This window comes from Sphingobacterium corticibacterium (assembly GCF_004208525.1).
GTDB lineage: Bacteria > Bacteroidota > Bacteroidia > Sphingobacteriales > Sphingobacteriaceae > Sphingobacterium > Sphingobacterium corticibacterium.
In genome coordinates, this window is record NZ_SGIT01000002.1 from 556,917 (window position 1) to 582,438 (window position 25,522).

Annotated in this window: 20 protein-coding genes and 1 pseudogene; 9 read left to right on the forward strand and 12 right to left on the reverse strand. The window is 44.2% G+C overall.

Annotated features, from left to right (window positions below; translation table 11 throughout):
* Window positions 1-5 precede the first annotated feature (5 nt).
* The 3 genes and pseudogenes from EWE74_RS11115 to bla all read left to right on the forward strand — a co-directional run bounded on the left by EWE74_RS11115 (window position 6) and on the right by bla (window position 4,540).
* Window positions 6-1,910, forward strand: a complete 1,905-nt coding sequence (locus EWE74_RS11115) for a SusD/RagB family nutrient-binding outer membrane lipoprotein (RefSeq protein ID WP_130141618.1) — start codon at window positions 6-8, stop codon at window positions 1,908-1,910.
* A gap of 161 nt (window positions 1,911-2,071) precedes the next feature.
* A pseudogene (locus EWE74_RS21550) lies at window positions 2,072-3,109 on the forward strand (alpha-L-fucosidase); the annotation flags it as partial.
* Between the two features lie 723 nt (window positions 3,110-3,832).
* Window positions 3,833-4,540, forward strand: a complete 708-nt coding sequence (bla, locus tag EWE74_RS21555; RefSeq protein WP_394343227.1) for a BlaB/IND/MUS family subclass B1 metallo-beta-lactamase — start codon at window positions 3,833-3,835, stop codon at window positions 4,538-4,540.
* A gap of 73 nt (window positions 4,541-4,613) precedes the next feature.
* Here bla and EWE74_RS11125 read toward each other — a convergent pair whose 3' ends face one another.
* The 10 genes from EWE74_RS11125 to EWE74_RS11170 form a co-directional block, all read right to left on the reverse strand.
* Entirely contained in the window at window positions 4,614-6,119 is a 1,506-nt protein-coding gene (locus EWE74_RS11125; RefSeq protein WP_130141619.1) for a S41 family peptidase, read from the reverse strand.
* Between the two features lie 138 nt (window positions 6,120-6,257).
* Complete coding sequence (ppnP, locus tag EWE74_RS11130; RefSeq protein ID WP_130141620.1) at window positions 6,258-6,539, reverse strand: pyrimidine/purine nucleoside phosphorylase; 282 nt, start codon at window positions 6,537-6,539, stop codon at window positions 6,258-6,260.
* Window positions 6,540-6,572: 33 nt separating this feature from the next.
* A complete protein-coding gene (locus EWE74_RS11135; RefSeq protein ID WP_130141621.1) occupies window positions 6,573-7,148 on the reverse strand; it encodes a biliverdin-producing heme oxygenase in 576 nt (191 codons plus the stop codon).
* 46 nt (window positions 7,149-7,194) lie between these two features.
* On the reverse strand, window positions 7,195-7,515 hold the full coding sequence (locus EWE74_RS11140) for a DUF6686 family protein (protein WP_130141622.1): 321 nt from the start codon (window positions 7,513-7,515) through the stop codon (window positions 7,195-7,197).
* A 30-nt stretch (window positions 7,516-7,545) separates the two neighbouring features.
* Window positions 7,546-8,577: a hypothetical protein gene (locus tag EWE74_RS11145; RefSeq protein WP_130141623.1), complete on the reverse strand. Its 1,032-nt coding sequence runs from the start codon at window positions 8,575-8,577 to the stop codon at window positions 7,546-7,548.
* A 75-nt stretch (window positions 8,578-8,652) separates the two neighbouring features.
* Complete coding sequence (locus EWE74_RS11150) at window positions 8,653-9,447, reverse strand: hypothetical protein (protein ID WP_130141624.1); 795 nt, start codon at window positions 9,445-9,447, stop codon at window positions 8,653-8,655.
* Window positions 9,448-9,630: 183 nt separating this feature from the next.
* Complete coding sequence (locus EWE74_RS11155; protein WP_130141625.1) at window positions 9,631-10,347, reverse strand: hypothetical protein; 717 nt, start codon at window positions 10,345-10,347, stop codon at window positions 9,631-9,633.
* A 33-nt stretch (window positions 10,348-10,380) separates the two neighbouring features.
* Window positions 10,381-11,181: an HmuY family protein gene (locus tag EWE74_RS11160; protein WP_130141626.1), complete on the reverse strand. Its 801-nt coding sequence runs from the start codon at window positions 11,179-11,181 to the stop codon at window positions 10,381-10,383.
* A 3-nt stretch (window positions 11,182-11,184) separates the two neighbouring features.
* Window positions 11,185-11,898, reverse strand: a complete 714-nt coding sequence (locus EWE74_RS11165) for an HmuY family protein (protein ID WP_130141627.1) — start codon at window positions 11,896-11,898, stop codon at window positions 11,185-11,187.
* Window positions 11,899-11,942: 44 nt separating this feature from the next.
* Entirely contained in the window at window positions 11,943-14,327 is a 2,385-nt protein-coding gene (locus EWE74_RS11170; RefSeq protein ID WP_239018627.1) for a TonB-dependent receptor, read from the reverse strand.
* Between the two features lie 347 nt (window positions 14,328-14,674).
* Here EWE74_RS11170 and EWE74_RS11175 point away from each other — a divergent pair, with 347 nt between their 5' ends.
* From EWE74_RS11175 to EWE74_RS11190, 4 genes are read left to right on the forward strand one after another with little or no spacing between them, the layout of a single operon-like run.
* Window positions 14,675-15,517, forward strand: a complete 843-nt coding sequence (locus tag EWE74_RS11175; protein WP_130141628.1) for a heme/hemin ABC transporter substrate-binding protein — start codon at window positions 14,675-14,677, stop codon at window positions 15,515-15,517.
* A gap of 27 nt (window positions 15,518-15,544) precedes the next feature.
* A complete protein-coding gene (locus tag EWE74_RS11180; protein WP_130141629.1) occupies window positions 15,545-16,588 on the forward strand; it encodes a FecCD family ABC transporter permease in 1,044 nt (347 codons plus the stop codon).
* Between the two features lie 16 nt (window positions 16,589-16,604).
* On the forward strand, window positions 16,605-18,443 hold the full coding sequence (locus EWE74_RS11185) for a heme ABC transporter ATP-binding protein (protein ID WP_130141630.1): 1,839 nt from the start codon (window positions 16,605-16,607) through the stop codon (window positions 18,441-18,443).
* A gap of 15 nt (window positions 18,444-18,458) precedes the next feature.
* Complete coding sequence (locus tag EWE74_RS11190) at window positions 18,459-18,770, forward strand: transcriptional repressor (RefSeq protein ID WP_130141631.1); 312 nt, start codon at window positions 18,459-18,461, stop codon at window positions 18,768-18,770.
* Here EWE74_RS11190 and EWE74_RS11195 read toward each other — a convergent pair.
* Window positions 18,737-19,717 carry a helix-turn-helix transcriptional regulator gene (locus tag EWE74_RS11195; protein ID WP_130141632.1) on the reverse strand — a complete coding sequence of 327 codons (981 nt, stop codon included), beginning with the start codon at window positions 19,715-19,717 and terminating at the stop codon, window positions 18,737-18,739. The genes EWE74_RS11190 and EWE74_RS11195 overlap by 34 nt on opposite strands.
* A 99-nt stretch (window positions 19,718-19,816) precedes the next feature.
* Complete coding sequence (locus tag EWE74_RS11200; protein ID WP_130141633.1) at window positions 19,817-21,592, reverse strand: aminopeptidase P family protein; 1,776 nt, start codon at window positions 21,590-21,592, stop codon at window positions 19,817-19,819.
* Between the two features lie 159 nt (window positions 21,593-21,751).
* Between EWE74_RS11200 and dacB the strand changes: the two genes are divergently transcribed.
* Together dacB and EWE74_RS11210 are read left to right on the forward strand one after the other, a co-directional pair.
* On the forward strand, window positions 21,752-23,170 hold the full coding sequence (gene dacB / locus EWE74_RS11205) for a D-alanyl-D-alanine carboxypeptidase/D-alanyl-D-alanine endopeptidase (protein ID WP_130141634.1): 1,419 nt from the start codon (window positions 21,752-21,754) through the stop codon (window positions 23,168-23,170).
* Between the two features lie 75 nt (window positions 23,171-23,245).
* Window positions 23,246-25,522: an NADP-dependent malic enzyme gene (locus EWE74_RS11210; protein WP_130141635.1), complete on the forward strand. Its 2,277-nt coding sequence runs from the start codon at window positions 23,246-23,248 to the stop codon at window positions 25,520-25,522.

Here is a 25,522-nt window from a genome sequence, read left to right on the forward strand (position 1 = left end):
TTAAAATGAAAAATAACATAAAAAAAATTGCAGTCGTCATAGCATTAGGTACCGGATTTATCGGGTGTTCTAAATTTGACGAAATAAATACACATCCTTATAACGTCAATGACGCATTAACTCAACCAGAATACTTTTTTAACAAATCGTTGACCGATGCGCAACAAGACCCTAATATTGCTGAAAGGATTTTCGTATTAGATTGGAAAACGGCGGGCCGACAACACTTAAGCAGTGGTTTAGCCGTGGGTGCAGCAAACGACTCTTGGTCGGCTGAATATTGGAAATACTCGAGTCAATGGCACAGTAATATCCATTTAGCAATCCAAAAAGCTGAGGGGCAAATAGCTGAGGACGCGGCGTTTGAATACACTGCGAATATGCTACAGGTTTCTAGAATTTGGCGAGCTTACCTACTAACGGAGATATCCGATAACTTTGGTCCAGTGCCTATCGAAAACTCCGATGGAACGAATCCCACTCCTTCCTCGACACGAGATGTTTATTATTACGCATTGGCTGAACTTAAGGATGCGGTTAATAAGTTAGATGTTTCCGCTCCTACGGATGATCGAATAAAAAAATACGATCGTGCTTATCAATTTTCTTGGGAAAAATGGAAAAGATATGGCAATTCCCTACGACTCCGCTTAGCTATGCGACTTTCGGAAGTAGAACCTGCAAAAGCAAAAGAGGAATTTGAAGACGCTGTTTCTGTCGGACTATTTATTGAAGATGCCGCTCATAACTTTACGGTAGCAGAAAGACCAGGTTGGGATCCGCTATCGGGGGTCATGTCCAGATCTTGGAACTCACAAGTTCTCCCAACTACACTCAATAATATTTATATTGGTTTAGGCGGTATTCCTTCTTCTGACCAGCTGAGCAACGCATCCATGCAAAGCTATATAAAGCCGGAAAACTATTTGGGTAAAAAGTATGATAGGCAATTCACCCTCATGACCAATGATCCTTCGGCGGGATATTGGCTCGATGGTCTTCCTAATAAAATAGATCCCAGAGCTTACAAAGCATTCTTCATTCCCGGTGATTTTACCAATCCAAATTTTTTAGCGGATAACAATGAGGCGAAAATTACAACAAGTTATCTTGTGAATGCACCCGGAGATACTATTAAACTAGATACAAAATTTACCTGGAACGCTTTTGCGATTGGAAGCTGGGGAGAAAAAGGGAGTAAAAACAATATGTATAATGTGTTGGTAGGTAAACTACCGGCGCTTTCACAAACTTTTCGTGGATCTACAAATTCACGTATATTCTTCGCCAATTGGGAAACATATTTTCTTTTATCCGAAGCGTCTCTGCGAGGCTGGAACACTGGAACTACCGCACAAGAGGCCTATGAAGATGGCGTGAAAGCAAATTTTGATTATTGGGATGTGGGCCAATATGCAACACAGTATTTAGCATCTGAAGATTTTAATCGTGTTGGGACTTCTGTCAAATTCACACACACTGCCGAACCAGAAGCAGGGAAGGACATGATTTACATCGATGGTTATTCGAATGCAAACCGGACGGTTACGATTAAATATCCGACAAATAACTTATATAAAAACGGAACAGTCAAAAATGATGCGTTGACGAAGATTATCACCCAAAAATTTATTGCTAATTTGCCTTGGTTACCATTGGAATCTTGGAATGACCACAGAAGACTGGGTTTACCGTTTTTCGAGAATCCTGCCATAGAAGTTGCACTTACTAATATGCCAGATCTCACAAGTGCTAATTACATGACTAACAGTATCAAATTCTACCCACAGAGACTACCTTATCCATCCAATTTTAAAAGCGGATCATTAGAAGGTTACAATGTAGCTGTCTCACTTTTAGATGGTCAAGATAACGTATTCACTCCCCTTTGGTGGGCAAAACAAAATTAATTATACATTGCAATTTGAATAAAAACAAAGAATCCCCGAGGCCAGCGAGCATTGGGGATTTCTCTTTCTCACCAACCCTTTTAGGCCCCGCAGATAAAACAAGGAAGGTTTCGATTTACGTGGATATTATTTATATTAGGGTTAATAAAATCTTTCCTTGCATGACACAACATATCCCGTATAAAACATGGTGGCTTATCATATCGCTGTATTGTTTTACATTTTTCTTCACTCAGGCTCAAGTATCCCGTACCGAATGGTTCGAGGAAGCGCGCTATGGAATGTTTATTCACTGGGGGCTATACAGTGCTGCCGAAGGACTATGGAAGGGTGAGCCACTCCGTTATGCCAACAATTACGCGGAGTGGATCCGATACCGGAATCGTATTTCCAAAGAAGAATATGGCGCTCTAGCAAAGCGTTTTGTATGGGATAGAATCGATCCAGAAGAATGGGTTTTACTCGCCAAGAAATCGGGCATGAAATATATTATCATCACTTCAAAACACCACGACGGCGTAGCGCTATGGGATACCAACATAGGCGATTATTCCTTACCGAAACTGTCTGGAACGAACCGTGATGTCATCAAAGAGATTGCCGACGCCTGTCGCAAACATGATATGAAGCTCGGATTTTATTACTCTCATTGGCTCGATTGGGAACACCCCTATGCATGGGATCATAATCAGGAATTAACCGGACATGTAACAGACGAACAGTTTGACGAGTACTGGCAAGAAAAAGCTATCCCGCAGATGCGGGAACTTTTGACCAATTATGGCGATATCGCTATCATGTGGTTCGATATGTGGATTCCCTACGAGAAGACAATATTTAAACGAGAGCAGCTGGAACAAGCCGTTGCTCTTATCCGTGAACTACAACCCAACTGCCTGATCAATTCCCGTCTTGGCCTACCGACCGATGCTAAATACGTTGACTTTGAGACATTAGGAGACAATCAATTTGGCACGAGCTATGTTGATCACCCCTGGGAGACACCCGGCACCATTGCCCATTCCTGGGGTTACAACGGGCAAGAAAAAGAGTGGAAATCAACCGGTCAACTTTTTGAGTCATTGATCAGCAATGTAGCCCTCAACGGAGGTTTCACGTTAAACATTGGTCCCAGAGCCGATGGTGCAATACCTTATGAGAGTATCAGCCGCCTCAACGATATAGGAAAATGGCTTGGGCAATATGGCGAAGCGGTCTACAATAATACCGGGCTTGATCTGCGGTTTGATCAACACGACTGGGGTAAGATCACTAAAAGTAGAAAAAGTAATACGGTTTATCTCCATATATGGAACTGGCCGCTGGACGGAAAGCTTCGTTTATCGGGAATAAACAATAAGCCTCAAAAAGCAGAATTGTTATCCGTCGAAGGAAACCAATCCTTATCGTTTGAACAATATGGCCCGTTGACACATATAAAATTGCCGCAACAGCAGAGCGACCCTTTTGTATCGGTTGTGCGATTAACCTATGGCAATATCGTAACATCTCCGACTATCGTAGCAGAATCTACTTTCGGAGGATTTACACTGACGGGTCAGAACGCTACAAATAGCGGAAACCTTTCAATTTTGAAAGCGGATAATACACGTCCGGCTCATGTACAGACAGCTGGCGAAAAAATAACCTGGGAACTGTATCTTCCGGAAACGGGCACTTACCGTGTTGATCTATCAGCGCACAACCCTACAAACGAACACATTTCCCTCTCGGTACGCGCAGGTGACCATACGTTGCGCGGTTCTATTGCACCAAATGGAAAAGTGGTCGCCGAACCCAACGAAAACAATTACACCGATGAATTTGTGGACAACCGCATCGGCGAAATCACTATCGGTCAAGCCGGCCAATACAAAGTGGAATTTCAAGTAGACGGAAACGAAGAATTATGGCTAAACCGGATCTGGATAGAAAAAGTGAAAGGTATCAAAAAAGCCAGCCTATCTGGGCAAGAAAGACCCTTAATTATAGAACAGATTAACCCTAGCCTCTACCTTTACACTACGTATCAAGAATATGAAGGCACAAAAGTTTCAGCAAATGCGCTATACCTTATCACAAAAAAGGGTGTATTGCTTTTCGATACCCCGTGGGATCCTTCCCAATATCAACCCCTCTTAGATAGCATACAGGAAAAACACGGTCTGCCGGTCATTGGCGTATATGCTACCCATTGGCACGAAGATCGCGCGGGAGGTTTCGGTTATTATAACAAAGTTGGTATCCCGACTTACGCAACAACGCGTACAAACGAACTATTGCGCGCGAATGGTAAGTCACTGGCGACGCATAGCATCAAAGAAGGTAAGACTTATTCTATCGGCGGAGAATCTTTTGTGTTTGATTTCTTCGGTCCGGGACACTCCATGGACAACGTAGTGGTGTGGTTTCCCGATTACAAAATACTGGACGGCGGTTGCTTTATCAAAAGTGCCGACGCGAAAAATCTAGGCTTTACGGGCGATGGCAATGTCAAAGAATGGAAACCTTCTATGGCAAGATTACTGGCCCACTATCCAGCAATCAATTTAGTGATACCTGGCCACGACGATTGGAAAGCTTCCCGACAGCATATTGAAAACACCTTTCAGCTTTTGAAAGAGGATTAAATGCTGTATGTATAATAAAATGAACCACTGGTGATATCTGTTAGTCCGAAGTATCCCCATTGAGCTTTCGTCCCTACTCTTTTCTCCATTGCACACGGTCTTCCACGACTCCTTTAAATCCGGAAACGCGGTATCCCGTTTCTTCGGTTTGTACTGCCTTTGGTAAAGCCTTGCTCCGGAGGGAAGCCGATGTACCGCTTATGTCCGATAACACCACCGATAAGCTCGCTTCACGAACGTCACCGAAGTCATAACCAATATCATCTGTAGCAGGGATATCGGGTATAATGCCATCATAATAATCTCCTTCTCCGTCACCATTACGGATATGGAAACTGCTGAAATAAACCGTGTATTTATCGACGTTGACTCCAAAAAACCCGACGGGTTTACCATAGGTTGTCATACCTACAATCTTGACGTCCACATAAGGTCTAAAGATCTGTATCAACATTTCGGAAGCCGAAGCTGTATTTCCACTCACGATAAAATATACTTTCTTCAAGGATTGGAAGTTCCCTGTTTTTTGGAAAGTCCTGGTGTTCCTCGTGGTACTGTAATCCACATCATGATACGTCGCCGGGCGGCCTTGGATCGTGACAGGTTTGCCATCTGCGCCATAATATGGCTGATTTTTGAGGATAGTGGCTTTACCCTGTTGCATGGTCTGATTAAAATGCTCGGCATACATCGTTTTACCATTCAGCGTGGATGGAGCCATCAGGTTGCCAAGGGTTTCGACCACCTTAACGTATCCCCCGGTATTATAGCGCAGGTCGACGACCAACGTCTCCACCGATTGTACGGCAAAGGTCTGGAATATATTTTCCAGATCCTCTTCCAGACCATGGACGTTGGCAAATCTTGCCAATGCAAGATAACCTAGTTTTTGACCACTGGATTCTATCACCTTATTTTTTAAGACGCCATTGCTCGAATAGGGGCCCTTTCTTAGTGAAGCTGTTTTAGTCATACCATCTGGGCTTATAGCTTCCAAGTTGATTTCGGATTGGCCTATTAAGGTACGTACCACCCCAGTAGTCGTAATCTCTACACCATTGATACGCAGAATACGGTCACCACGTTTAAATCCTGCATGATGAGCAACTGAACCGGGATTAACATACAATAAGCGTACATCTCCCGACACATATTGCCCCACTTCAAAACCATAGTCGTCACCGATGCCTTCTAGCGATACGGCTGCCAGCTGATCCGATGATCCGCTACCCGAAACCTCCATATAAGAATATTTCAGGCGGTTGCTTCCAACGGGTTGCTCGTAGGGTGTACCGTTATCCCTTCTTGCATATTGCAGGAGGTTGAAGAGGCAATTTCGGTAGGAAGCTAAGTCAGACTCCGTCGTATATTTACGTGGGCTAAAAGCATCATATCCAGGCAATGCGGTATTCCACAACCATATTTCATTGGCATACATGTAGATCGAATCGAGTGTCAGCTCGGTGCGATCATCTGTAGGCGGGATGTAACCATAAGGATCGGATATATCATCGTCCTTTTTACAAGCGGTAAACGCCAACAAAAACACAAATGCATAGTATTTGACTCTTTTCTGCATTTTTTCAATAAATAAAAAGCCAAAAAACGACCCGCTATCCGATTCGTTCAATGCACAACTTTCTAAAAGCGTATCTTATAATTTGGTGTTAGCAGATCGAGTTTATTATTATCTGTTCAGTACCATAACTGATTACGATTAATCATATCGACACAGGTACGACGTCTGTGTAGCAACCTTTACCTGAAAAGTAGAATTTCCCGGCACGTCAAAGCTATTTCCATCCCCGTAAGTTGTCCAAGTGTCTTCACCGTGCAGCAACACTTCCATTCGACCTTCTATCACGATCATGGTCTCTGCACTTCCCGTGCTGAATGTATACTCTCCTGGCTCCATAACGCCCACGGTTGACTTTCCATCAGTCCGTGTGTATCCCAGAGACTTTACACTTCCTTCAAAATACTCATTTACCTGTATCATATTTCTTTGTTAAATCCGTTTAAAAAAATCGTGCTAACCCAGCATCGAACTTGCGGGAAGATCAGCACCATCAAACACATTTCCAAATCTACGAAATGTTTCGTTTGCTGTATCAATAGCTTTTACCTTATCCAGTTCATTTTCGGGCAGTGCATTCAGTACGGCTGTAAACGATCCCCATTTCTGTCCGGATTCTGCCCCGTAACCGCTAAAAAAGGAAAAACCTTTTTCGATACCTTTTTTCTGCAACATCTGCACGATATATGGCCCGCCCATAATAGAGCCTTCCAATACGTACAACGCGCCCATAGCCTGCACGGCATCGTTGACTTCCGGGGCAATGGCGACAGGCAATTCATCTGTCGTTCCCCCAAGCGCTTCGATATCCGCCTTAATATAGGATGAATTTCGACGTTCGCGGTAATCCGGCAATACCTTTTCGATATAAGGTGCTATAGCCTTTTCCACCGCATGGAAATACGCGTAAAAGCATTTCAATAATTCCACATAGTCGGCATCATTGCTAATGCCCTTGATACGGAGGACCACTTTTTTCTCCGTTTCTTGATGACCTACTTTTGTGGTCTCTTTGATTTTTGTACTTAACATATTATCTCTCTTTTTATTTAGTTGAAAATTATCACCTCTCCATTCTTCAGTTCTCCATTATCACATAGACCTCATGCATCAACAATGCCTGCTGAACGGCGTGCTTGAAATCCGAAAATTCATTTTGCTCCATCGCAAAACGTATTTCCGGGCTAGGGGTATCTATGATGACTTTCCATTCACCACTGGGAAATTCCACACAATCCGCCTCAAACAGGATTCCATTCAGGAATTTTGAAAAATTTCTTAATCCTGTAATGCTCAACCGCAGAATGAGGTTGTTGTGCCATATATGTATGACTCCACAACACGCTGCCTGTGTGACGAGTGTTTCTCCAATCTGACTCAGCGTTCTTAGGCTACACATTGTTCATATAAGTCACGTAAAAATGATTAATTATTCGGTTACGTAAATATTACGAGTTCCCGATCCAAATCCTTCCTCTATCCTTCCATTCACCGGCGCTACTATAGTTTTTACTCCCCAGTAATTATATCTTCCTGCCGGGGTATCTTCTGGAATTCTGAAGGTGATACTGGTCAGTGTATAGCTTTCTATAACGAGCGGGCGGTACACAATAGGAGACTCGAATGTACTATACATAATCGCCGTATTTTCTTGTAAAAACCTGATATTCGAACCGCTAAGCGTAAAAGTTTCGCCACGTTTTACATCAAGTCTTGCATTCAACCTCGCAACATTCATCGGGGAATAACCGACCTGGAGCGTGTCATAGCCGTTAAAAAGATCACTCACGTAGCCCGACCGTGTCCCGTGCACCATTTTTATCCTGTACAGGGCCGTGTCCACCGTATTGGGTATGGTAGTACTGTAGGTGTTTGTCGATACAGCAAATGTAGGTATCGGGAGCTCGTAGACTCGTGTACCGTCTGCCTCCTCGAGGAATACCTGTGTATTCAGCCCTCCGAAAAAACCATCGCCATTTAGGTAGATTGTGCTCCCCAAGATGACTGAATTATTTCCAGTTTGGTAAAAGTAAAATGGAGGTTGCTGATCTGTTACTTTGAGCGTGTATATTCTTTGCTCTCCGCTTTCGGAAGTCACGGTATAGACCACCTCATCACCAAACGGCACACTTTCTCCCGATTCAGGGCTAATGCTAGCCTTGATCGGCAGTGCTATCTCGGGAGAAATGGTTTCAGGCTTGGCTTTCCATACTGGCCAGTAGACGAGGATGCTGTCTCCTTTTACGGCTGCGTATGTCATATCGTCTGTCTCAGGTTCGGGGACCGCAAAGGAAACGATATTGTTGAAGCCCTGTACCTCTACCGTATCTGTATATACGGTTTCATAAACGTCGGTATATTCCTTTTTGCAGGAATGCAATAGCGCAATACTTAATAATATAAATAGAGCCGGAAAGATGCTGATTTTCTTTATCACAGATTGTTGTATCAAATTATCCATTTTTTATCATCCATAACTTTTAATATACATATATCAAAGGGTTTCTGCCCTTTGATATATGTAATCTTAGTAACTTTAGTTGTTGTTATCTTCGCATGTTGTTAAACATTCCCAACTAAACTTAACGGTACTGGTCCACAATCCTGTCCCTGAATCCTGAGATGGTTTGAACTCAATATCTTTTATACGGTAAGCTACTGTAGCGGTACTGTCATTAGCCAAACAATTGTCTGAAGAACCGCATACCTTCCATATCAGTATATCTCTGAATACATCTGGATTGGCCACAGAAACGTAATGATAATAGCCTAAACCGTAATCTCCAGTTACTGCGGTACTTGGCGTATATGGCCCGTCTAATCCAATTACGGTCTCTAGAGGAGAATAGGGGCCATAAGCTGCAGGACTAATGGTAGTACCGGTGTTGCCACATCTTTCTGCAAAGCTTAAATCTGCTATAAGCGTACAGAAATCCGTACCGACTGCTGCTGTATCAATTACCCCGATATTCCATCCCGATCCTACACGCAAGAAGGATCCGAATGTACCCTCCCAAGTTAACGTCGGGCCTCCAGTACATAAAGTAAAGGGCTGGTCTCCCCATACGTCGTATTGACCTACGAATCTTGATTCTATCCCATCTGTAAATTCAACGGAATCGGTTCCACTATTGCAGCATTCACAGTTGGTATCTGATAAAAGACTAACGTTAGCCAAGCCGGATACCTCCAAGTTATCAGCCGGTCCTTGTTTCTGGCAACTTGCAGCGAAGAATAGGGTAAAAATAACAAGTGTAAAAATGTGGATAATTTTTAGACTATTTGCATTATTGTCTTTAGCTTTGTTCGATTTTTTATTTATTGTTATCATAATGATAAAGATTATGTTTCCTTTAATCTGTCTTTATAGGAAACGAATTAAACATTAGTTATCAACTCATTAGATTGCACGGCGTAACCTTGCGTCTTGCAATCTTTTTAGTTCTCTTTCATTTCTTCATAGGCTCCTGTTTTGTTAGTTATTAATTTAATATACACGTGTACTAGATTTGTTCTATTGGACTCTAACAGGATTTGTCATTCTTTTTGTCAGAGCATAGCTGCGTACTTCTACCCAGTATAACCCGGGTTCCAAAGGAGGCTTGTTAAAACTAGAACCCCATCCAAAGTGCACCTGATATGAAAAAGCAGGAACATTTCCTACATCAGCAAAAGCATAAACTTCATTACCGTCTTCATCCATTAAGAATCCTTTTGTCACAACTTGATTCCCCAACATACCCCTGCCTTGTACGGTTATCGTTCCTCCGGCGTTGGGTAATGTTCTGGGGCTGTTAATGTTTGTCGTCAATTCATTTATTGTGAAGTCCTGTTGCTGTACAATAATATTCAGTGTATAAGTTGCTTTTTCTCCTGCTGGAGATGTGACTTCATAGGTGAAAGGTGCTTCAGAAAATACCGGTACAGGTTCATCGGCAGTCGGTGAAATAGCAGTTCCTTCGGGCAGTACGATTTCCGGTTGTATAATTCCTAACATGTAATAAGCAGGTAAGTAAACCGTGATAGTTTTTTTACTGTCATCAATAGCGCTATATATGGTAGTTTCGTCAATATTAGTTACATTGTACTCTATTATCCTATTGACCGGTAATGTCCTTAATGTATCGTATAATGTTTCTTCTACTGTAATAAGGTTTTCTTGTTCTTTGGTACAGCTGCTGCTGCCGACTATAATTAGGGAAAATAAGGCTATGTGTATAAAACGTCTCATTTTTGTGTTTAATGTTTAATATGATTATTTTATCTATTTAATTTCAAATTTTGTACTCCCTGCTGGTACAAGGACGTATTCAAATGTGAAGTAAGGATACTGTGTCTTTCTGAACATTTTATCCGGCGTGAAAGCATCTTTATACAGACTGATCATCTTTACTTTTCCATAATTGCCCTTTGCGGTTTTGACAATCAATGTCCTTACTAGAGTTCTTCCACTGTTCAATGTTAATGGATTGCCGAGAGCATAAGCGACATGCTGCTTTTCATAGTTACCATCAGCCACCTGCTCTCCACCCCAGTCGTACAATGCCCACCCAAGCCCATCACCAAAAGTGCCGTTTTCATCTAATCCAGCTCCAATTTTAAAAAGGTTATCAGCAGGGATGTCTATTACTTCATCAAATGGTTTATCGGTGATATATATCATTCCGACACCGGATGAGCCATATCCAGGGCTCTTTAAATTCTTTCCATTATTAGCCACAATACCTGAGTTGGCAATGCCAATAAATGACATATCCCATAAATTACTTTTCTGGTAGAGGTCAGGTAACCCTTTCTTAGATTCTAGCGAGAAATATATAGTTGCTCTATTTCCATCCACTGGTCCATCATATTCCGTATCTCCTGCAAAGCTCTCCACACGGTGCAGTTTGTAAAACATGCTTTCATCGGTAGGTGTGGTGTCTTCAATAGGTTCTTCTTCCTCGGGTTCTGGTTCAAGCGTTGGGTTATCCTTACCGCATCCGATAAATAGAACAGGCAAACTGATAAATGCTACCAGTATCCATAATCTGTTCAGTTGTTTGTATATATATTGTGTATTCATATCCTATTGTGTTCTTAAATTCTTACTTCCATCCTGTTGCACATAGTACCGAAAGGAAAAATAAGGTGCCGGCCAATTGAGATTGGTTACTTCCGGAGGATTGCCTTGATAGGCGGTTATCAGTTCCAATTTGGCATATTTTCCATCTGGAAGCTGGATCGCATAAGTTCTATTCTTGATGGGGATCATGATATGCGTATCCAGTGAATAAAAGAACCAACCGTTCGCATACTGATCAGACGCCCATCCGATCTTGTTGACGTCACTTTGTTCAAAATCTCCATCTGACGGCGCATCATTCACCAGATTATAGGCTTTGTCCAATTGTACGACAGCACTGGTAGCGGGTCCACCATAGCCCGGATTAAATTCATAGCTTCCCTTGTTCACAAACACCTCACTATTATACGGCCCGGTAAATGCCAAGTCCCATTCGTCGGTTTTTAACCAACGAGCCGAGTCCGCCGCATTGCGCAACCAGATCTGCTTTTTGTCCGAAAAACGGAAGAGGAAGACATCGAAACCTTTCTTTGTCTTACCTTCTGCTTCATCACCCATTGACCCATTGGTATCGCCTGCCAGATCCTTGATCAGTGTACTCTTGCCGTCTTCCAAGCCAGCCCAGGGATCGAGATCTTCATCCTTTTTACAGGAAGCAAAAGCCAAGGGCAGAAGCAGTAGCATCATCAATCGGTATGTGCTTTTTGTTGTGTTCATTGTACTTTTTGTTACTCCTTTCTTTTTTATTTTTTATAATGATGTTAGTTTTTATAAAACCGATACGTCAATCCCAATAGCAATACCCTTCCCGGTTGTCCGGGCATGAGCCTGTCCGTGTAGTCCATCATGTTGTCGGCAGTAAGCTGCACGCTCAGATGCTGTTTCATCAGTTTCTTTTCCACGCCCGCATTGACCAAGAAATGCCCATTCACAAAGGTGTCGTACCGGTCAAGGAAGCGATTGTTGTTACGATCGACAAAGCCGTACTTGCCTCTATAACTGACTCGCACATTGGCGGTCATGTCCCATGGTGTATAGCGATAGGCCACACGCAGGTTGGCCATATGGCGGGAGCGGTTTTCCAATCCGAAATAATCGGATAGTTTTGATTCCCGGAACAGTCCAGTTGCATTGTCCCTGATAGAAGCATAAGCCCCCGTGCCATTACGGATGCTGTCCATCACGCCTCTGTCCTTGGTCACGAGGTATTGATACCCCAATGTGATGTCCATGTTTGTAAACGGACTATAGGCCACACTCCCTTCCAGTCCAGTATTGAACGATTCGGGCAAGTTTTCGTAGGTATAGATGTCCCGTATCGAGATACCCGTAGCCACCCGGATGCTGTTGATTTGATTATACAGATTATGGTAAAATGCGTTGACATTGATCTTCAGGTTTTGCGATGGTGTAAAGTCAAACCCACCGTTGAAAGACAACGACTTTTCTGCCTGTAGGTTTTGATCCAGCTGATTGACAAGGTACTCCCGGATCTCACTGATCTGACCGGCATCCTTCATGTCTTCGAGTGTTTCGCGCAGCAGTTCAGCTCCGATGACCAAGTAGTTTGCCACGGGATTCATAAACACTTGGTAGCGCTGGCGATAGTCGGGCGTTTTGAAACCACTGCCCAGTGCCATCTTGAAAGTCAGTGTAGGTAGGATGTGATAATTCAGTCCAAGACTCGGATTCAGCCGTCCGCCAAAGCTGTTGTGGTGATCATAGCGCAGTCCGCCCACAGCATCCACACGTTCATTGATCCGCCAATCCCCCTGTAGATATCCAAATCCGCTCCACAGCCCACCCGGCACATTAAAATCGCGATTGTCCATCTGCTCTACGCTTCCACCAAGTCCACCTGTCAATTTCAGATTACGCACGGGGCTGTAGGCAAATTGCTGTTCAAAGCGGTGCAGGGTTTGTGCAAATTTTTCAGCAGAAGCCTGCGTACCTGACTGTTGCCACAGGATACTCATGTCCGATATATACCGGGTGAGGTAATAACGGCTAATGCTGCGCAGGCCACTGCTAAAGGTCTTATCGTAGGTCAGGGAAACATTAACATCGGTAATGTCCTGGCTATCGCCCGCTGTATTCCGGCTATCGCCCGAACCAAATATCTGCTCCATATAGGACTTGCGCAGGGCGTAACGTGCAGAAGTACCGATGGTACTGGTTTCGGTCAATCTATATCTTGCCCTCCCTTGCACGGTATAGTCGTCATAAGGAGGTGCTGTTGTACCATTCATAAATCTAGGGTCTGTATTAAAACCATCCGTTCGGTAGTAGTTGGCCGATAGATTGACCGAACCACGTTGATGGTGAAATGGCGTCTCGCCTTCCAAGGTAGCATCCACGATGTTCAGCGATCCGTAGCGCAGCGAAGCCAGCGCCTGCGGTTGTATGGCGCCGTGACGGGTAACGACATTGATCGCACCACCCAGCGCCTCGCTGCCGAACAGGCAGGAGGAAGCGCCTTTTATAATTTCGATACGCTCGATATTACTTACACTGATACGGGAGAGGTCAAAGTTCCCGCTATTGCGCCCCACCATCGGTTGTCCGTCGATGAGGATCATGACATAGTCGCTGCCGAACCCCTGCATCTGCACACCTACGGCTCTTGCACCGCCGCCGATATCATTGACCACAGCAATACCTGTTTGTTCTTTCAGCACCTCGTCCAACCTCCGGCTCCCCATCTGGGCAATGGCCTCCCTACTGATAACGGTCACGGGCATGGCACTGCGCTGTATGTCGAGCAAGTGATCTACCGCGGCGACTTTTTCCTGTACAACTACCGCTTCAAGGGATGTTTCATTAGGTTTCAGCTGTATGGACAGCGTAGCCTGTTGCCCCACCCGAATATGTACTTTGGTGTTGTATGGCTGATAACCTAGGTTGTTTGTTTTAAGAGTATAGTCCCCGACTATGATATTTTTGAATTGGAAGTTTCCTTTATCATCTGTCTGTGCCTGATGCAGGTCCGGTTCCAATTGGATAATCGCCCCCGCAATGGGTCGTCCATCTGCATCGGACACGCCCCCATTCAGGCCACCACGGATACCGGATTGTGCCTGAATAAGATTTGGCGATATAGACAAGAGCATCAACATCTGACAATAGATAATAGCTTTCAATTTCAATGTGATAACAATTACTTTTTTTATTTATAATCTTTCTAAATAAATACAGTGCAAATATGTCTATAACATCCTGTAGGTAGTTTATCTCATCCGTTTTTTCTTTTATCCTATCCGTTTTATTTTTTATCCCATCCGTTTCCTTTCAAACCTATTTTAGACGATATCTTATAGAAAAACAATCTCACACAACGACCCAAATAAATGTATATCAAACAATTAACACACAAATCATTATCCTATAAAATAAGATCTCTATTTATCTTATCCGTTTTTTCTACTGGATTACAAATTTGTATTTAGAAGCATTAAGTCCTTTTTTTGTGCCTTATTGTTCGAACGTTTAAACTATGGAGATAAGATCATGGAGCTGGATTTACGCCTTCTGCTTACTGTTTTTTTATGCCGCTGCGGGTACAGCACAACCTAAACGCATCATCACCTTGGGTGGTGCTATCACAGAAACGGTCGCGGCAATGGGTTTTGAAAAGCAAATCGTTGCCGTTGATGTGACCAGCGAATTTCCGGCTAACATTACAAAACTGCCCAAGGTCAGTAAGAACCGTTCCGTATCTGCGGAAGGGTTGATGGCCTACCGCCCCGACTTGGTCATCGCGCCCGAGGGTGATGTACCTTATGGTGTTATCGAGTCATTAAAAGGGGCAGGTATACGCTTTGTGGCACTCAAACAGGAATATTCTGTCAAAGGAGCGTTGACGTTTATCCGTGCAGTAGGTGCCGCACTTGGCGTAAAAGCCAGGGCCGAGAGGCTGGCTTTGGATACAGAACAGCGGGTAAACAAGGCGTTGCAGACAGTCAAAGCGAGTACACAAAAGCCTAAGGTGCTTTTCATCTATGCCCGTGGTACGGGCACAATGACCGTCGCCGGTAAAGGAAGCAGTATGGCAGCGATTATCGAGCTGGCCGGGGGTCGCAATGCGATACAGGAATTTAACCAATATAAGACGTACAGCACAGAAGCCTTAGTATACGCCAATCCGGATGCACTGTTGCTGTTCGATTTCGGAATGGAAAGCCTCGGCGGGAAAAATGGTGTGCTGGGCATGCCGGGGGTAGCTTTTACGACGGCGGGCAAAAATAAAAATATAGTTTCCGTAAACGGACCGCTGATGATCAATTTTTCAACACGGCTAGATCAAGCAATACTGGCTTTGCACAGGGCGATTAATTAACAAGCGGATAGCTCACGACGAGAATACATGACAAAAACGAAAGTTATATATATAAGCCTGACCATCGGATTGGTTTTGGTTATCTTGTTTTCATTGGGAATGGGTGCCATGAAAATAGCGGTTATGGATACCGTAAAGATCCTTGCTAAAGGCGCAGGATTGGTAAAGAATGTCAGCGTAGATAATCTGGCTGAAAATGTGCTGTTGTATGTACGCCTGCCTCGTGTTCTGTTGGGATTGCTTGTTGGTGCGGCGTTGGGTATTTCGGGCGCGGCCATCCAAGGCATCTTTCGCAATCCGCTTGCCGAACCGGGATTGATCGGCATATCGGCCGGAGCTTCACTCTTTGCGGTGCTTATCATTGGATTCGAGGCAGTCCTGTTTGTTACACTGGGTAATATATTAGGATTTTACTTATTGGCTTTCGGCGCATTTGCCGGAGCAGGACTGGCTGCGATGTTGGTCTACCAGTTTTCCAAAACAGATGGCAAACCGAATGTAGCGACGATGCTGTTGGCAGGGATTGCCATCAATGCTTTGGCGGGTGCTTTGACGGGTCTGGTCACCTATATGGCAGACGAACAGCAATTACGTACCATTACCTTTTGGATGTTGGGCAGTCTCGGAGGGGCAAACTGGAACATGATATGGGGAATTACCCCCTTCGTGCTGATCCCCGTATTTTTGCTTCCCTTTTATGGTCGTGGGCTGAACCTCTTTGCTATTGGCGAGCATCAGGCTGAACAGATCGGTATGAACCCTAATAAGATAAAAAGCGGCGTGGTCATTTTGTCTACATTGGCTGTGGGAGCCTGCGTATCAGTAACAGGCATTATCGGGTTTGTCGGCTTGTTGGTTCCGCATATCATCCGTCTGGTAGGTGGTGTAGATCACCGCGTAGTATTACCTGCCTCGGCACTATTGGGAGCGTTGGTGCTGACATTGTCTGACATGCTGGCTAGGGTACTTGTCGCTCCTGTAGAACTGCCTATAGGGGTGATCACGGCATTGCTGGGCACACCGGTATTCCTGTACATTCTGTATAAGGACAAAAAGAAGATATTACAGTAGAACAATACGATAAGATATGTTAAGGATAGCGTCCGTTAGTTATAAAATCGGTAAGCGGTACTTGTTGAAAGACATCACATTCAGTATCCGAAAAGGAGAAATGGTCGCCATACTCGGTGCCAATGGCGCTGGCAAATCGACGTTAATGAAAATCCTCTGCCGGGAGAAACAACCCACGGAGGGGAACATAGTCTATGACGGTAAAAACCTCAACGATTATACCGCAAAGGAATTAGCCGTAAAGCGCGCTACGCTCTATCAGCAGAATGCCATTAGTCTCGCGTTTACAGTGGAGGAAGTCGTACTGATGGGTAGGTATGGGACAGAGGGGACAGATGCTGATCAACTCGACCGGACGGCGTTGCGGGAAACCATGGAGATATGTGGTATCAGCCATTTGGCGGAGCGATCGATGCTCACATTGTCCGGCGGTGAGCAACAAAGGGTACACCTCGCCCGGGTATTGGCACAAGTATGGGATAATAAAGAAGCACTCCTTTTACTGGACGAGCCGATTTCCAATATGGATATGCTCTATCAGCACCAGACGTTGGCCATTGCCAATGCGCTGGCGAAGAAAGGTTACATGGTCATATGTGTACTGCACGAAATCAATTTGGCAGCCCAATATGCCGATAGGGTCATCATGCTGAAAGGCGGGCGCAAATGGTGGGACGGTGCTCCCGAAGAGGTTTTTACCGCACGTAATATATTTACTGCTTTTGGTGTACACACGACGGTACAGACCAATCCCCGCACTTTGATCACCCAAGTCACACCGAACGGTATCAAGTTCGACGCAGCGGCTTTTAACTCCAATCTCGCCCGAGAATACAACAAACTTTCACTCAAAGAGCGGTTTGTTTCCTATCGAGACGAATACCCCGCACAACCGCTCTGGCAGGTTGCAGATGTACTTAGTGTTAGCGAGGCCGATCTGATGTTGTTGGGCTTAGGTGAAAACGTTACGTTGTTACGACCTGAAATGGATCATATTTTGCAATGTATCGAGGGTATCGGTGTGGTAAAAGCCGTAACCTACAATCCATATTGCGAAACAGAACGATGCGGGGTATACCGCAATTTCTCCAAAGAAGATTTCACCACATTGTTTTTGGACGAGGACATAGACCTGCGCATTTTTACAAGTAGGTGGAAGATTGCGCTGGCGGCGGAAGAGATGGGAAAAGAGAGCTTACAATTCTACGATGTCTCGGGACGGGCAGTGCATAAGGTTTACCTGACAGATGCCAGCTATCGCCAGGTCTATCTCGGTTTGATTACCCGTTTCCGTGACGACAGGCAGGCCGTTCCACGTATCGAAAAACCTGTGCGGAAGCGCATGGAAGAACGCCGGGATGCAGAGATCGACATCGAAGAATTCCAGAAAGCATGGAACAACATGCAGGGTACACATGATTTCTTTGGCTTGATCCGAAAGTTTAGGCTGACACGTATGCAAGCGCTTAGGCTTGCACCACCACATAGAGCCATGCAGATAAGCTTAGAATCTTTTCGCCGAACCATTATACAGTGTTCGGTAACCGAGACGCCGGTCATGATGTTCACGGCCAATGAGGGCTGTGTACAGATCAATACGGGGAAGCTGGATCGCATCAATCAAAACACTTCATGGTTAACGATCAGCGAGGCATCCGGTGGAAAGGTAAGCTTCAACGAAGATGCGGTGCATAGTGTATGGCATGTGGTCAAGCCCACGGCCGATGGAAATGTAAACTCACTTGAACTTTATGATACGGAAGGGGAACTGATCGTACAATTTTTCGGATACCGCAAACCAGGTATCGCTGAATTGGAACGTTGGCGTGAGGCATTAGGCAGTAATCTGTTATAGGCTGAAAACAATTCTATGGAATACCATGACGAAGAAGATCCAATGTGGAAACGGTTAAACGAATACTGTACTGGCAAGTATATGACCTACTCGGAAAAGAGATGGCTAGTGGCCCGTTCATTGCGAAAACATCAAGACGTTATTGAGGTAGAAGATTTGTGGATCTCCTTAAGAACACAAGGTTATCAGATAAGTCTTAGTTGTGTGTATACCTCACTTAATATTTTGGTGGAAGCTGGTGTTGCCATTGTAGAACGGGAGAATAGGCGGAATTATTATATGGTACATCCAGGCTATACCCCCACTTCGGTAGGAGAAAGTCCGTAATACCGCTTGAAGGCCCTCGTAAAATTACTCTGGTGTTTGAACCCGACCAACATCGCGATCTCATTCATGTTGTTGTTTTTTTCCTCCATGATTAGCCGACGAGCTTCCACCATGCGCAGCCGGGTTATAAAATCGTAGATGGTCGTACCATAATATTTCTTGAAGCCTGTACGCAGCTTTGATTCGTTGATGGTTGCAACCCTTGCCAATTCCTTTTGGGCGGGTGGATTCACATAGTTTGATTCCAAAAGCTCCCGAACGACCTCTAGTTTTTCGATATCCTCACCATGGAATATTTCATTTTCGTTCTGCAGGAACTGGCTGAACTGTTCAAGCTGATAGATAATCAATTCCATAATACGGGCATCCGTAAACATCCGTTTGAGTCCGCCATCGTGCTTGCATTCCCGTATTCCCTCAATGGATTTTCGCATTTCTGGCGTGATATAAAGGTCTTCGTCCATAAACGAAATAGTCACGCCTTTTTCCATCTCGCGCATGAAATCCTCGTGCAGAGGTGAAGAGGTATCCACAAGATTGAGATAATAGTCTTTGGACAGCACGACCAAAAAGTAAACATATTCCTGATCGGCCTTTACTTCGTATGATTCCCTGCTGGCCGGAATATAGCGGATATTGTGTCGACCACGGGCGTATCGCGCACTTTTCGACGGTGTTGGATTACCTTTTTCCTTACAAAAGATAAATTGGCTGGCTATGGCATCTCCTTCAACTTCTGTCTCTATCCTTATATTCTCCGTGAAATTCATCTCTGAATACAACAAGAATAATCCGTTCGTGGAGAGCTGATAGTTTTTCATATCGACAGGCGCATGCTTGATGCTTATCTGCCGTTCGGATAAACGATGATTGGGAACGTATTTTTCGGGAATTTCTTCCAGAAATAACCATTCATTATGGTTTTCGAGCTTCGCCTTGACCAGCATTTGTTTTCTTCTTAATTTAAAGGATATAAATTGACAATATCATATATCAGCATCAAATATACACATTATTTATATACATTCTAAATAAGAGTTTTTTATTTAAATCGCCTTCGTCTTTTCCTTCAGCCACGCGGCTTCCTCCGTATTTAAATGAGGCGCCAATTTCATAAATACCCAAGCATTATAGTGGTTCAACCATTCCACGTCTATGTCGTGTAACAACGATTTATCCACTAAATCTGTAGCAATATAACATATCGTCATCGTTTCGAAGTGCATAAAATTCCCGAATTGATTAGTGTCCAACTCTTTGCTCAATACCAAATTTTCAATACGAATACCATACTCTCCTTCTCGGTATAAGCCAGGTTCAATTGATGAGATCATGCCCTTTTCTATCGAAATATCGACGTTTGTCGGATTAAAAACATGCGGACCTTCGTGTACATTCAGGAAGAAACCCACGCCATGCCCTGTTCCATGTCCATAATTTCGTAACGCATCCCACAACGGACGGCGCGTAAGTGCATCGATTTGATAACCGCGAGTGCCTTTCGGAAATATAGCCGTAGAGCCAGCAATAGTTGCTTTCAACACAAGAGTATAGTCTACTTTTTCCTCGTACGTAATATTACCTAACGATACCACCCGGGTAATATCGGTTGTACCATCTCTGTATTGTCCACCCGAATCCACCAGCAATAAGCCTTCTGCTTTCAAAGTAGCATTACTTGCTTCGGTGGCCTTATAATGTGGTAACGCGCCATGAGCTCGGTAACCAGCAATTGTATCGAACGAGATGTCGACAAATCCCTCCCCTTTTGCACGAATCTCCTGCAATTTATCGGCGATGGATATTTCGGTCAGCTGCCCCTGTTGCACCTCTTCCTCTACCCATTTAAAAAAACGTGTCATAGCCACACCGTCTTTTATCATTACGTTTCGTGTGTGGGCAATCTCCACTTCGTTTTTTACAGCTTTCATCAATGTAGACGGATTGATGTCTTCTATTATTTTAGTCGATACTGGAATCGAATCGTACATCGCGAAACAGGTTCGTTTGGGGTCTAGCAAGATCGTATCAACTTCTAACGATGAAACCGCAGAATAAGCGTCTGTATACGGCCTGATCTGTACCGCTGCTTGCTCAAATACAGCCTTATTCTCCTCGCTTATTTTTTCAGTATCTATAAACAAGATTGTTTCTTTCCCAGCTAACAGTACAAAACCTAATACCACGGGGTTACACGGCACATCGTTTCCCCGAATATTCAACAACCATGCTAAATCATCTAGAGAAGAAATTAAATGCGCAGAAACACGCTTCGTTTTCATTTTTTCACGAACTCGGTTTAATTTACTGATCGTGTTTTCCCCTGTTGTGGATTCATCCAACAAAAATGCCGGAGAGGCCGGGAGTATGGGTCGATCGCTCCAAATTGTTTCTAAAATATCTACATGTCCGTCCACCACGATATCTAATGGCAAGAGGGTATCTTTAACGGTCTGTGCCACGGCTACGGATGCTAAATTACCATCGAACGCTACTTTACTGCCGGAAGTAAGCTGTTCTACCAGCCAAGTGGCGTACTCTGCAGCGCCCTGCGTCTTCAATTTCACGAGCTCGAAGCCCGTTCCGGCCAACTGTTCATTCGCCTGTACAAAGTAGCGCGCATCCGTCCATAAACCCGCAAAATCAGCCGTAATCACTAATGTACCTGCCGACCCGGTAAAACCAGAAGCCCACGCAATACATTTGTAGCGTCCGGGCAAATACTCACTAATATGGGGGTCTGACGACGGAATGATATACGCATCAATCCCTTGCAACTTCATCTCTCTTCGGATAGCATCTAAGCGTTCTGTATACGACATATTAAATCAATTCTAGTATTCACGCAAGTTAATTTAATCTTTTTTTCCCGCAAAAAAAGAAAGCAAAAATCACATCACAGCGAATCAAACATCCAGGACGATGTACATTTTGGAATGCTTCTTGAATAGAGAAACCGGCATAAACAGAAAAAAGCACATATGTTAAAGAAAGCAATTTACACGATATTATTCCTTTTTATATTTTTACCCCTGCATCCAAGTTATGGACAGATAAGCAAAGACAACATCAACAACGCTTATCAACAGTTTGTAAAAAGTGGCAAATTTCCGAACGGCATAGCATCACTCACCGTACTGGACGGTAAAACAGGGCAACCGATATTTACGAACAACGCTTCCATTGGGTTACCAACCGCTTCGACGATGAAAGTCATCACGTCTATCACTGCTTTGGATATATTGGGCCCCGACTATACCTATCAAACCAAGTTAGCCTATACGGGCGAAATTGACAGTTTGGGTGTGTTACATGGCGACATTATCGTGATCGGTTCCGGCGACCCTACACTAGGCAGTAATCGCTATGCTGCTACTAAATCCGAAACCATATTAAACAAGTGGGTGTATAAAATTCAGCAGGCGGGTATCACCCATATCGATGGGCATGTGGTGGGTGACGATCTGTATTTAAACGGCAATGATGTCCCCTCTACGTGGAACTGGGTCGACATGGGAAACTATTACGGCGCGGGCATTTCGGGATTAAACTGGCGCGAAAATAAAACCGGTATCACTTTCTCTCCAAGTTCTGTAGGACAACCTACCACTATTTCTTCCACCTCATTGACCGGAATGACCGTAATCAATGAGGTGACAACAGGTCCAAACGGCTCCGGCGACAAGGTATATGCCTATTCGGCCCCCTACTCCAACATCATTTACCTACGCGGAACTTACGGCAGGGATCTTAAAAAGGTGATCGAAATCGCTATACCCGATCCAGCTTTGGAACTAGCGCTACAACTGACAGCTTCTTTATCGGATGCGGGTGTTGTCGTAGACAGTTTACCTACTACTGGAAAACGTCTGTTAAACCAAGGGATACGTCTAAACAATCCTAAACAAGAACTTGACGTCCATCAATCTCCCGCTTTGAAAAACATCATACATTGGTTCAACCAAAAAAGCATTAATCTGTATGGCGAAGCCATGCTGAAAAGTTTTGGTATCATCAGCCACAATAAATCCAATAGCGAAGAAGCCGCTACATTGCTTAGTAAATATTGGGAACAAAAGCTAAAAATTCCCGCTAGCGAACTGCACATCCACGACGGATCCGGTCTTTCGCCGCAAAACCGTGTCACTACACTAGCTATGGCGAAAATAATGCATTATGCACAAAGCAGACCTTGGTTTGCCGATTTTCAAAAAAGTTTACCTACCATCAATGGTATAACCATGAAGAGCGGTACCATCGGGGGAGTTTTAGGATATACGGGGTTTCATACGAATAACGCGGGTACGCCGGTTACTTTTTCACTCTTAATCAATAACTATACAGGAAGTACTTCCGCCATGCGGCAAGAGATGTTTACATTATTGAATAGTCTTAAATAACCTAAAAAATTCGCTAATCTTCTTTTGAAGTTATAGATTTGTAGCTATAGAGATGACGATAATTTACGTAAACAGATGAGTATTAATAGAAAAAAAGACGCTTTAGACTACCATTCTAAGGGAAGACCTGGCAAGATTGCAGTCGTTCCGACCAAGCCTCACAATTCACAACGGGACTTATCATTGGCGTACTCACCCGGCGTAGCTGAACCCTGTTTAGCCATCGCTGAAAATAGTGAAGACGCGTATAAATACACATCCAAAGGAAACTTGGTCGCCGTTATCAGTAATGGTACGGCTGTGTTGGGGTTAGGTGATATTGGAGCGCAGGCAGGTAAACCTGTCATGGAAGGAAAGGGTTTATTGTTCAAGATATTCGCAGACATTGATGTTTTTGATATTGAATTAGATACTAAAAATGTAGACGAATTTGTCAATATCGTTAAAGCGCTCGAGCCAACTTTCGGAGGTGTAAACCTGGAAGATATTAAAGCTCCCGAGTGTTTTGAAATAGAACGTCGTCTAAAAGCAGAAATGAACATTCCGGTCATGCACGACGACCAGCATGGTACAGCTATCATTTCAGGTGCGGCGTTAATCAACGCTTGCGAACTGATTGGAAAAGATATCAGCCAGGTTAAAATCGTTGTTAACGGTGCCGGAGCTGCGGCCATCTCCTGTACGTCCATGTATATGGCTGTTGGTGCAAAAAAAGAAAACATTGTGATGTTGGATAGCAAAGGTGTTATCCGTACCGATCGTGAAAACTTGGATGCCACAAAAGCGCAGTTTGCTACGGAGAGGGACCTCTATACTTTAGCCGATGCGGTGAAGGATACAGACGTCTTCATCGGATTATCTGCAGCAGATGTACTGACACCGGAAATGCTGCTTTCTATGGCGCCGAGGCCCATCGTATTGGCGATGGCAAACCCTAATCCGGAAATCGCTTATGATCTGGCCGTGGCTACACGCGACGATGTGATTATGGGCACGGGCCGCTCGGACTACCCCAACCAAGTTAACAATGTGTTGGGATTTCCGTATATTTTTAGAGGGGCCTTAGATATTCGCGCAACGAGTATTAACGAAGAAATGAAGATTGCAGCGGTTCACGCCATTGCTGCATTGGCGAAGCAGCCTGTTCCGGAAGAAGTAAATCAAGCTTACGACACCAATAATTTGAAATTTGGCCCAGAATACATTATTCCAAAACCAACAGACCCTCGTCTCATTACAGAAGTATCCGTAGCCGTAGCAAAAGCAGCGATAGCCTCCGGTGTCGCTAGAATAGAAATCGAGGATTGGGAACACTATAAAGAGGAGTTACGCAAACGTCTGGGCAAAGACGATCGGATTATCCGTAATTTGACAAGCCGAGCTAAGAAAAACCCGAAACGTGTCGTTTTTGCTGAAGCCGACAATTATAAAACGCTCCGGGCCGCTCAGATTGTAAAAGAAGAAGGAATCGCATTCCCTATTTTATTGGGTGATAAAGAGAAAATACAAAGTTTAATTCAAGAATATAGTTTCGATTTGAACGATGTAGAAATCATTAACCCAACAGAACAAAAAGGTTCTGAGCGCTTCAACAGATTTGTCCAACACCTTTATGCCAAAAGGCAACGCCGCGGTCTGACAGAGCACGAGGCGACCAAATTGATGGCGACCAACCGTAACTATTTTGCGGCAAGTATGGTGCAGTTTGGCGAAGCGGATACCTTGATTTCCGGACTGACTCGCAACTATGCAACGACTATACGGCCTGCTTTGCAGGTTATTGGTGCAAAACCAAACAGTCGTGTGGCGGGTATGTATATCATGTTGACTTCAAAAGGACCACTTTTCTTTGGCGACACCACCGTCAACGCTGATCCTACACCAGACGAACTGGCGGATATCACCATCTTATTGGATGAAGCTATCAGACGTTTTAATATTACGCCACGCATTGCGTTGCTGTCCTACTCCAACTTTGGGTCAAACGATGGCCATACTGCCGTTAAAGTGCGTGAAGCTTCAAAGATCCTTCGTGAAAAAGCGCCACACATCATCGCTGACGGAGATATACAAGCAAATTTTGCTTTAAATAGCAATCTTTTGAAAGATAACTTCCCATTCAGCACCTTAAATGGTGAACCGGCTAATACCCTCGTATTTCCCAATCTTGAATCCGGCAATATTGCTTACAAACTCTTGCAGGAAGCAGGTGATGCAGAGGCTTTAGGTCCTATTCTATTAGGGATGAATAAGCCAGTCCACGTATTGCAACTGGATAGCTCCGTCCGAGAGATTGTCAATATGGTGACCATTGCTGTGGTTGATGTGCAAGAACACGAGAAGAACAAATAA

Excerpts from the sequence above, each read along its gene's own strand:
- EWE74_RS11115 (WP_130141618.1), top strand. The coding sequence starts at position 6 with ATGAAAAATAACATAAAAAAAATTGCAGTCGTCATAGCATTAGGTACC.
- EWE74_RS11125 (WP_130141619.1), bottom strand. The coding sequence starts at position 6,119 with ATGCAGAAAAGAGTCAAATACTATGCATTTGTGTTTTTGTTGGCGTTT.
- ppnP (WP_130141620.1), bottom strand. The coding sequence starts at position 6,539 with ATGATACAGGTAAATGAGTATTTTGAAGGAAGTGTAAAGTCTCTGGGA.
- EWE74_RS11135 (WP_130141621.1), bottom strand. The coding sequence starts at position 7,148 with ATGTTAAGTACAAAAATCAAAGAGACCACAAAAGTAGGTCATCAAGAA.
- EWE74_RS11140 (WP_130141622.1), bottom strand. The coding sequence starts at position 7,515 with ATGTGTAGCCTAAGAACGCTGAGTCAGATTGGAGAAACACTCGTCACA.
- EWE74_RS11145 (WP_130141623.1), bottom strand. The coding sequence starts at position 8,577 with ATGGATAATTTGATACAACAATCTGTGATAAAGAAAATCAGCATCTTT.
- EWE74_RS11150 (WP_130141624.1), bottom strand. The coding sequence starts at position 9,447 with ATGATAACAATAAATAAAAAATCGAACAAAGCTAAAGACAATAATGCA.
- EWE74_RS11155 (WP_130141625.1), bottom strand. The coding sequence starts at position 10,347 with ATGAGACGTTTTATACACATAGCCTTATTTTCCCTAATTATAGTCGGC.
- EWE74_RS11160 (WP_130141626.1), bottom strand. The coding sequence starts at position 11,181 with ATGAATACACAATATATATACAAACAACTGAACAGATTATGGATACTG.
- EWE74_RS11165 (WP_130141627.1), bottom strand. The coding sequence starts at position 11,898 with ATGAACACAACAAAAAGCACATACCGATTGATGATGCTACTGCTTCTG.
- EWE74_RS11175 (WP_130141628.1), top strand. The coding sequence starts at position 14,675 with ATGGAGATAAGATCATGGAGCTGGATTTACGCCTTCTGCTTACTGTTT.
- EWE74_RS11180 (WP_130141629.1), top strand. The coding sequence starts at position 15,545 with ATGACAAAAACGAAAGTTATATATATAAGCCTGACCATCGGATTGGTT.
- EWE74_RS11185 (WP_130141630.1), top strand. The coding sequence starts at position 16,605 with ATGTTAAGGATAGCGTCCGTTAGTTATAAAATCGGTAAGCGGTACTTG.
- EWE74_RS11190 (WP_130141631.1), top strand. The coding sequence starts at position 18,459 with ATGGAATACCATGACGAAGAAGATCCAATGTGGAAACGGTTAAACGAA.
- EWE74_RS11195 (WP_130141632.1), bottom strand. The coding sequence starts at position 19,717 with ATGCTGGTCAAGGCGAAGCTCGAAAACCATAATGAATGGTTATTTCTG.
- EWE74_RS11200 (WP_130141633.1), bottom strand. The coding sequence starts at position 21,592 with ATGTCGTATACAGAACGCTTAGATGCTATCCGAAGAGAGATGAAGTTG.
- dacB (WP_130141634.1), top strand. The coding sequence starts at position 21,752 with ATGTTAAAGAAAGCAATTTACACGATATTATTCCTTTTTATATTTTTA.
- EWE74_RS11210 (WP_130141635.1), top strand. The coding sequence starts at position 23,246 with ATGAGTATTAATAGAAAAAAAGACGCTTTAGACTACCATTCTAAGGGA.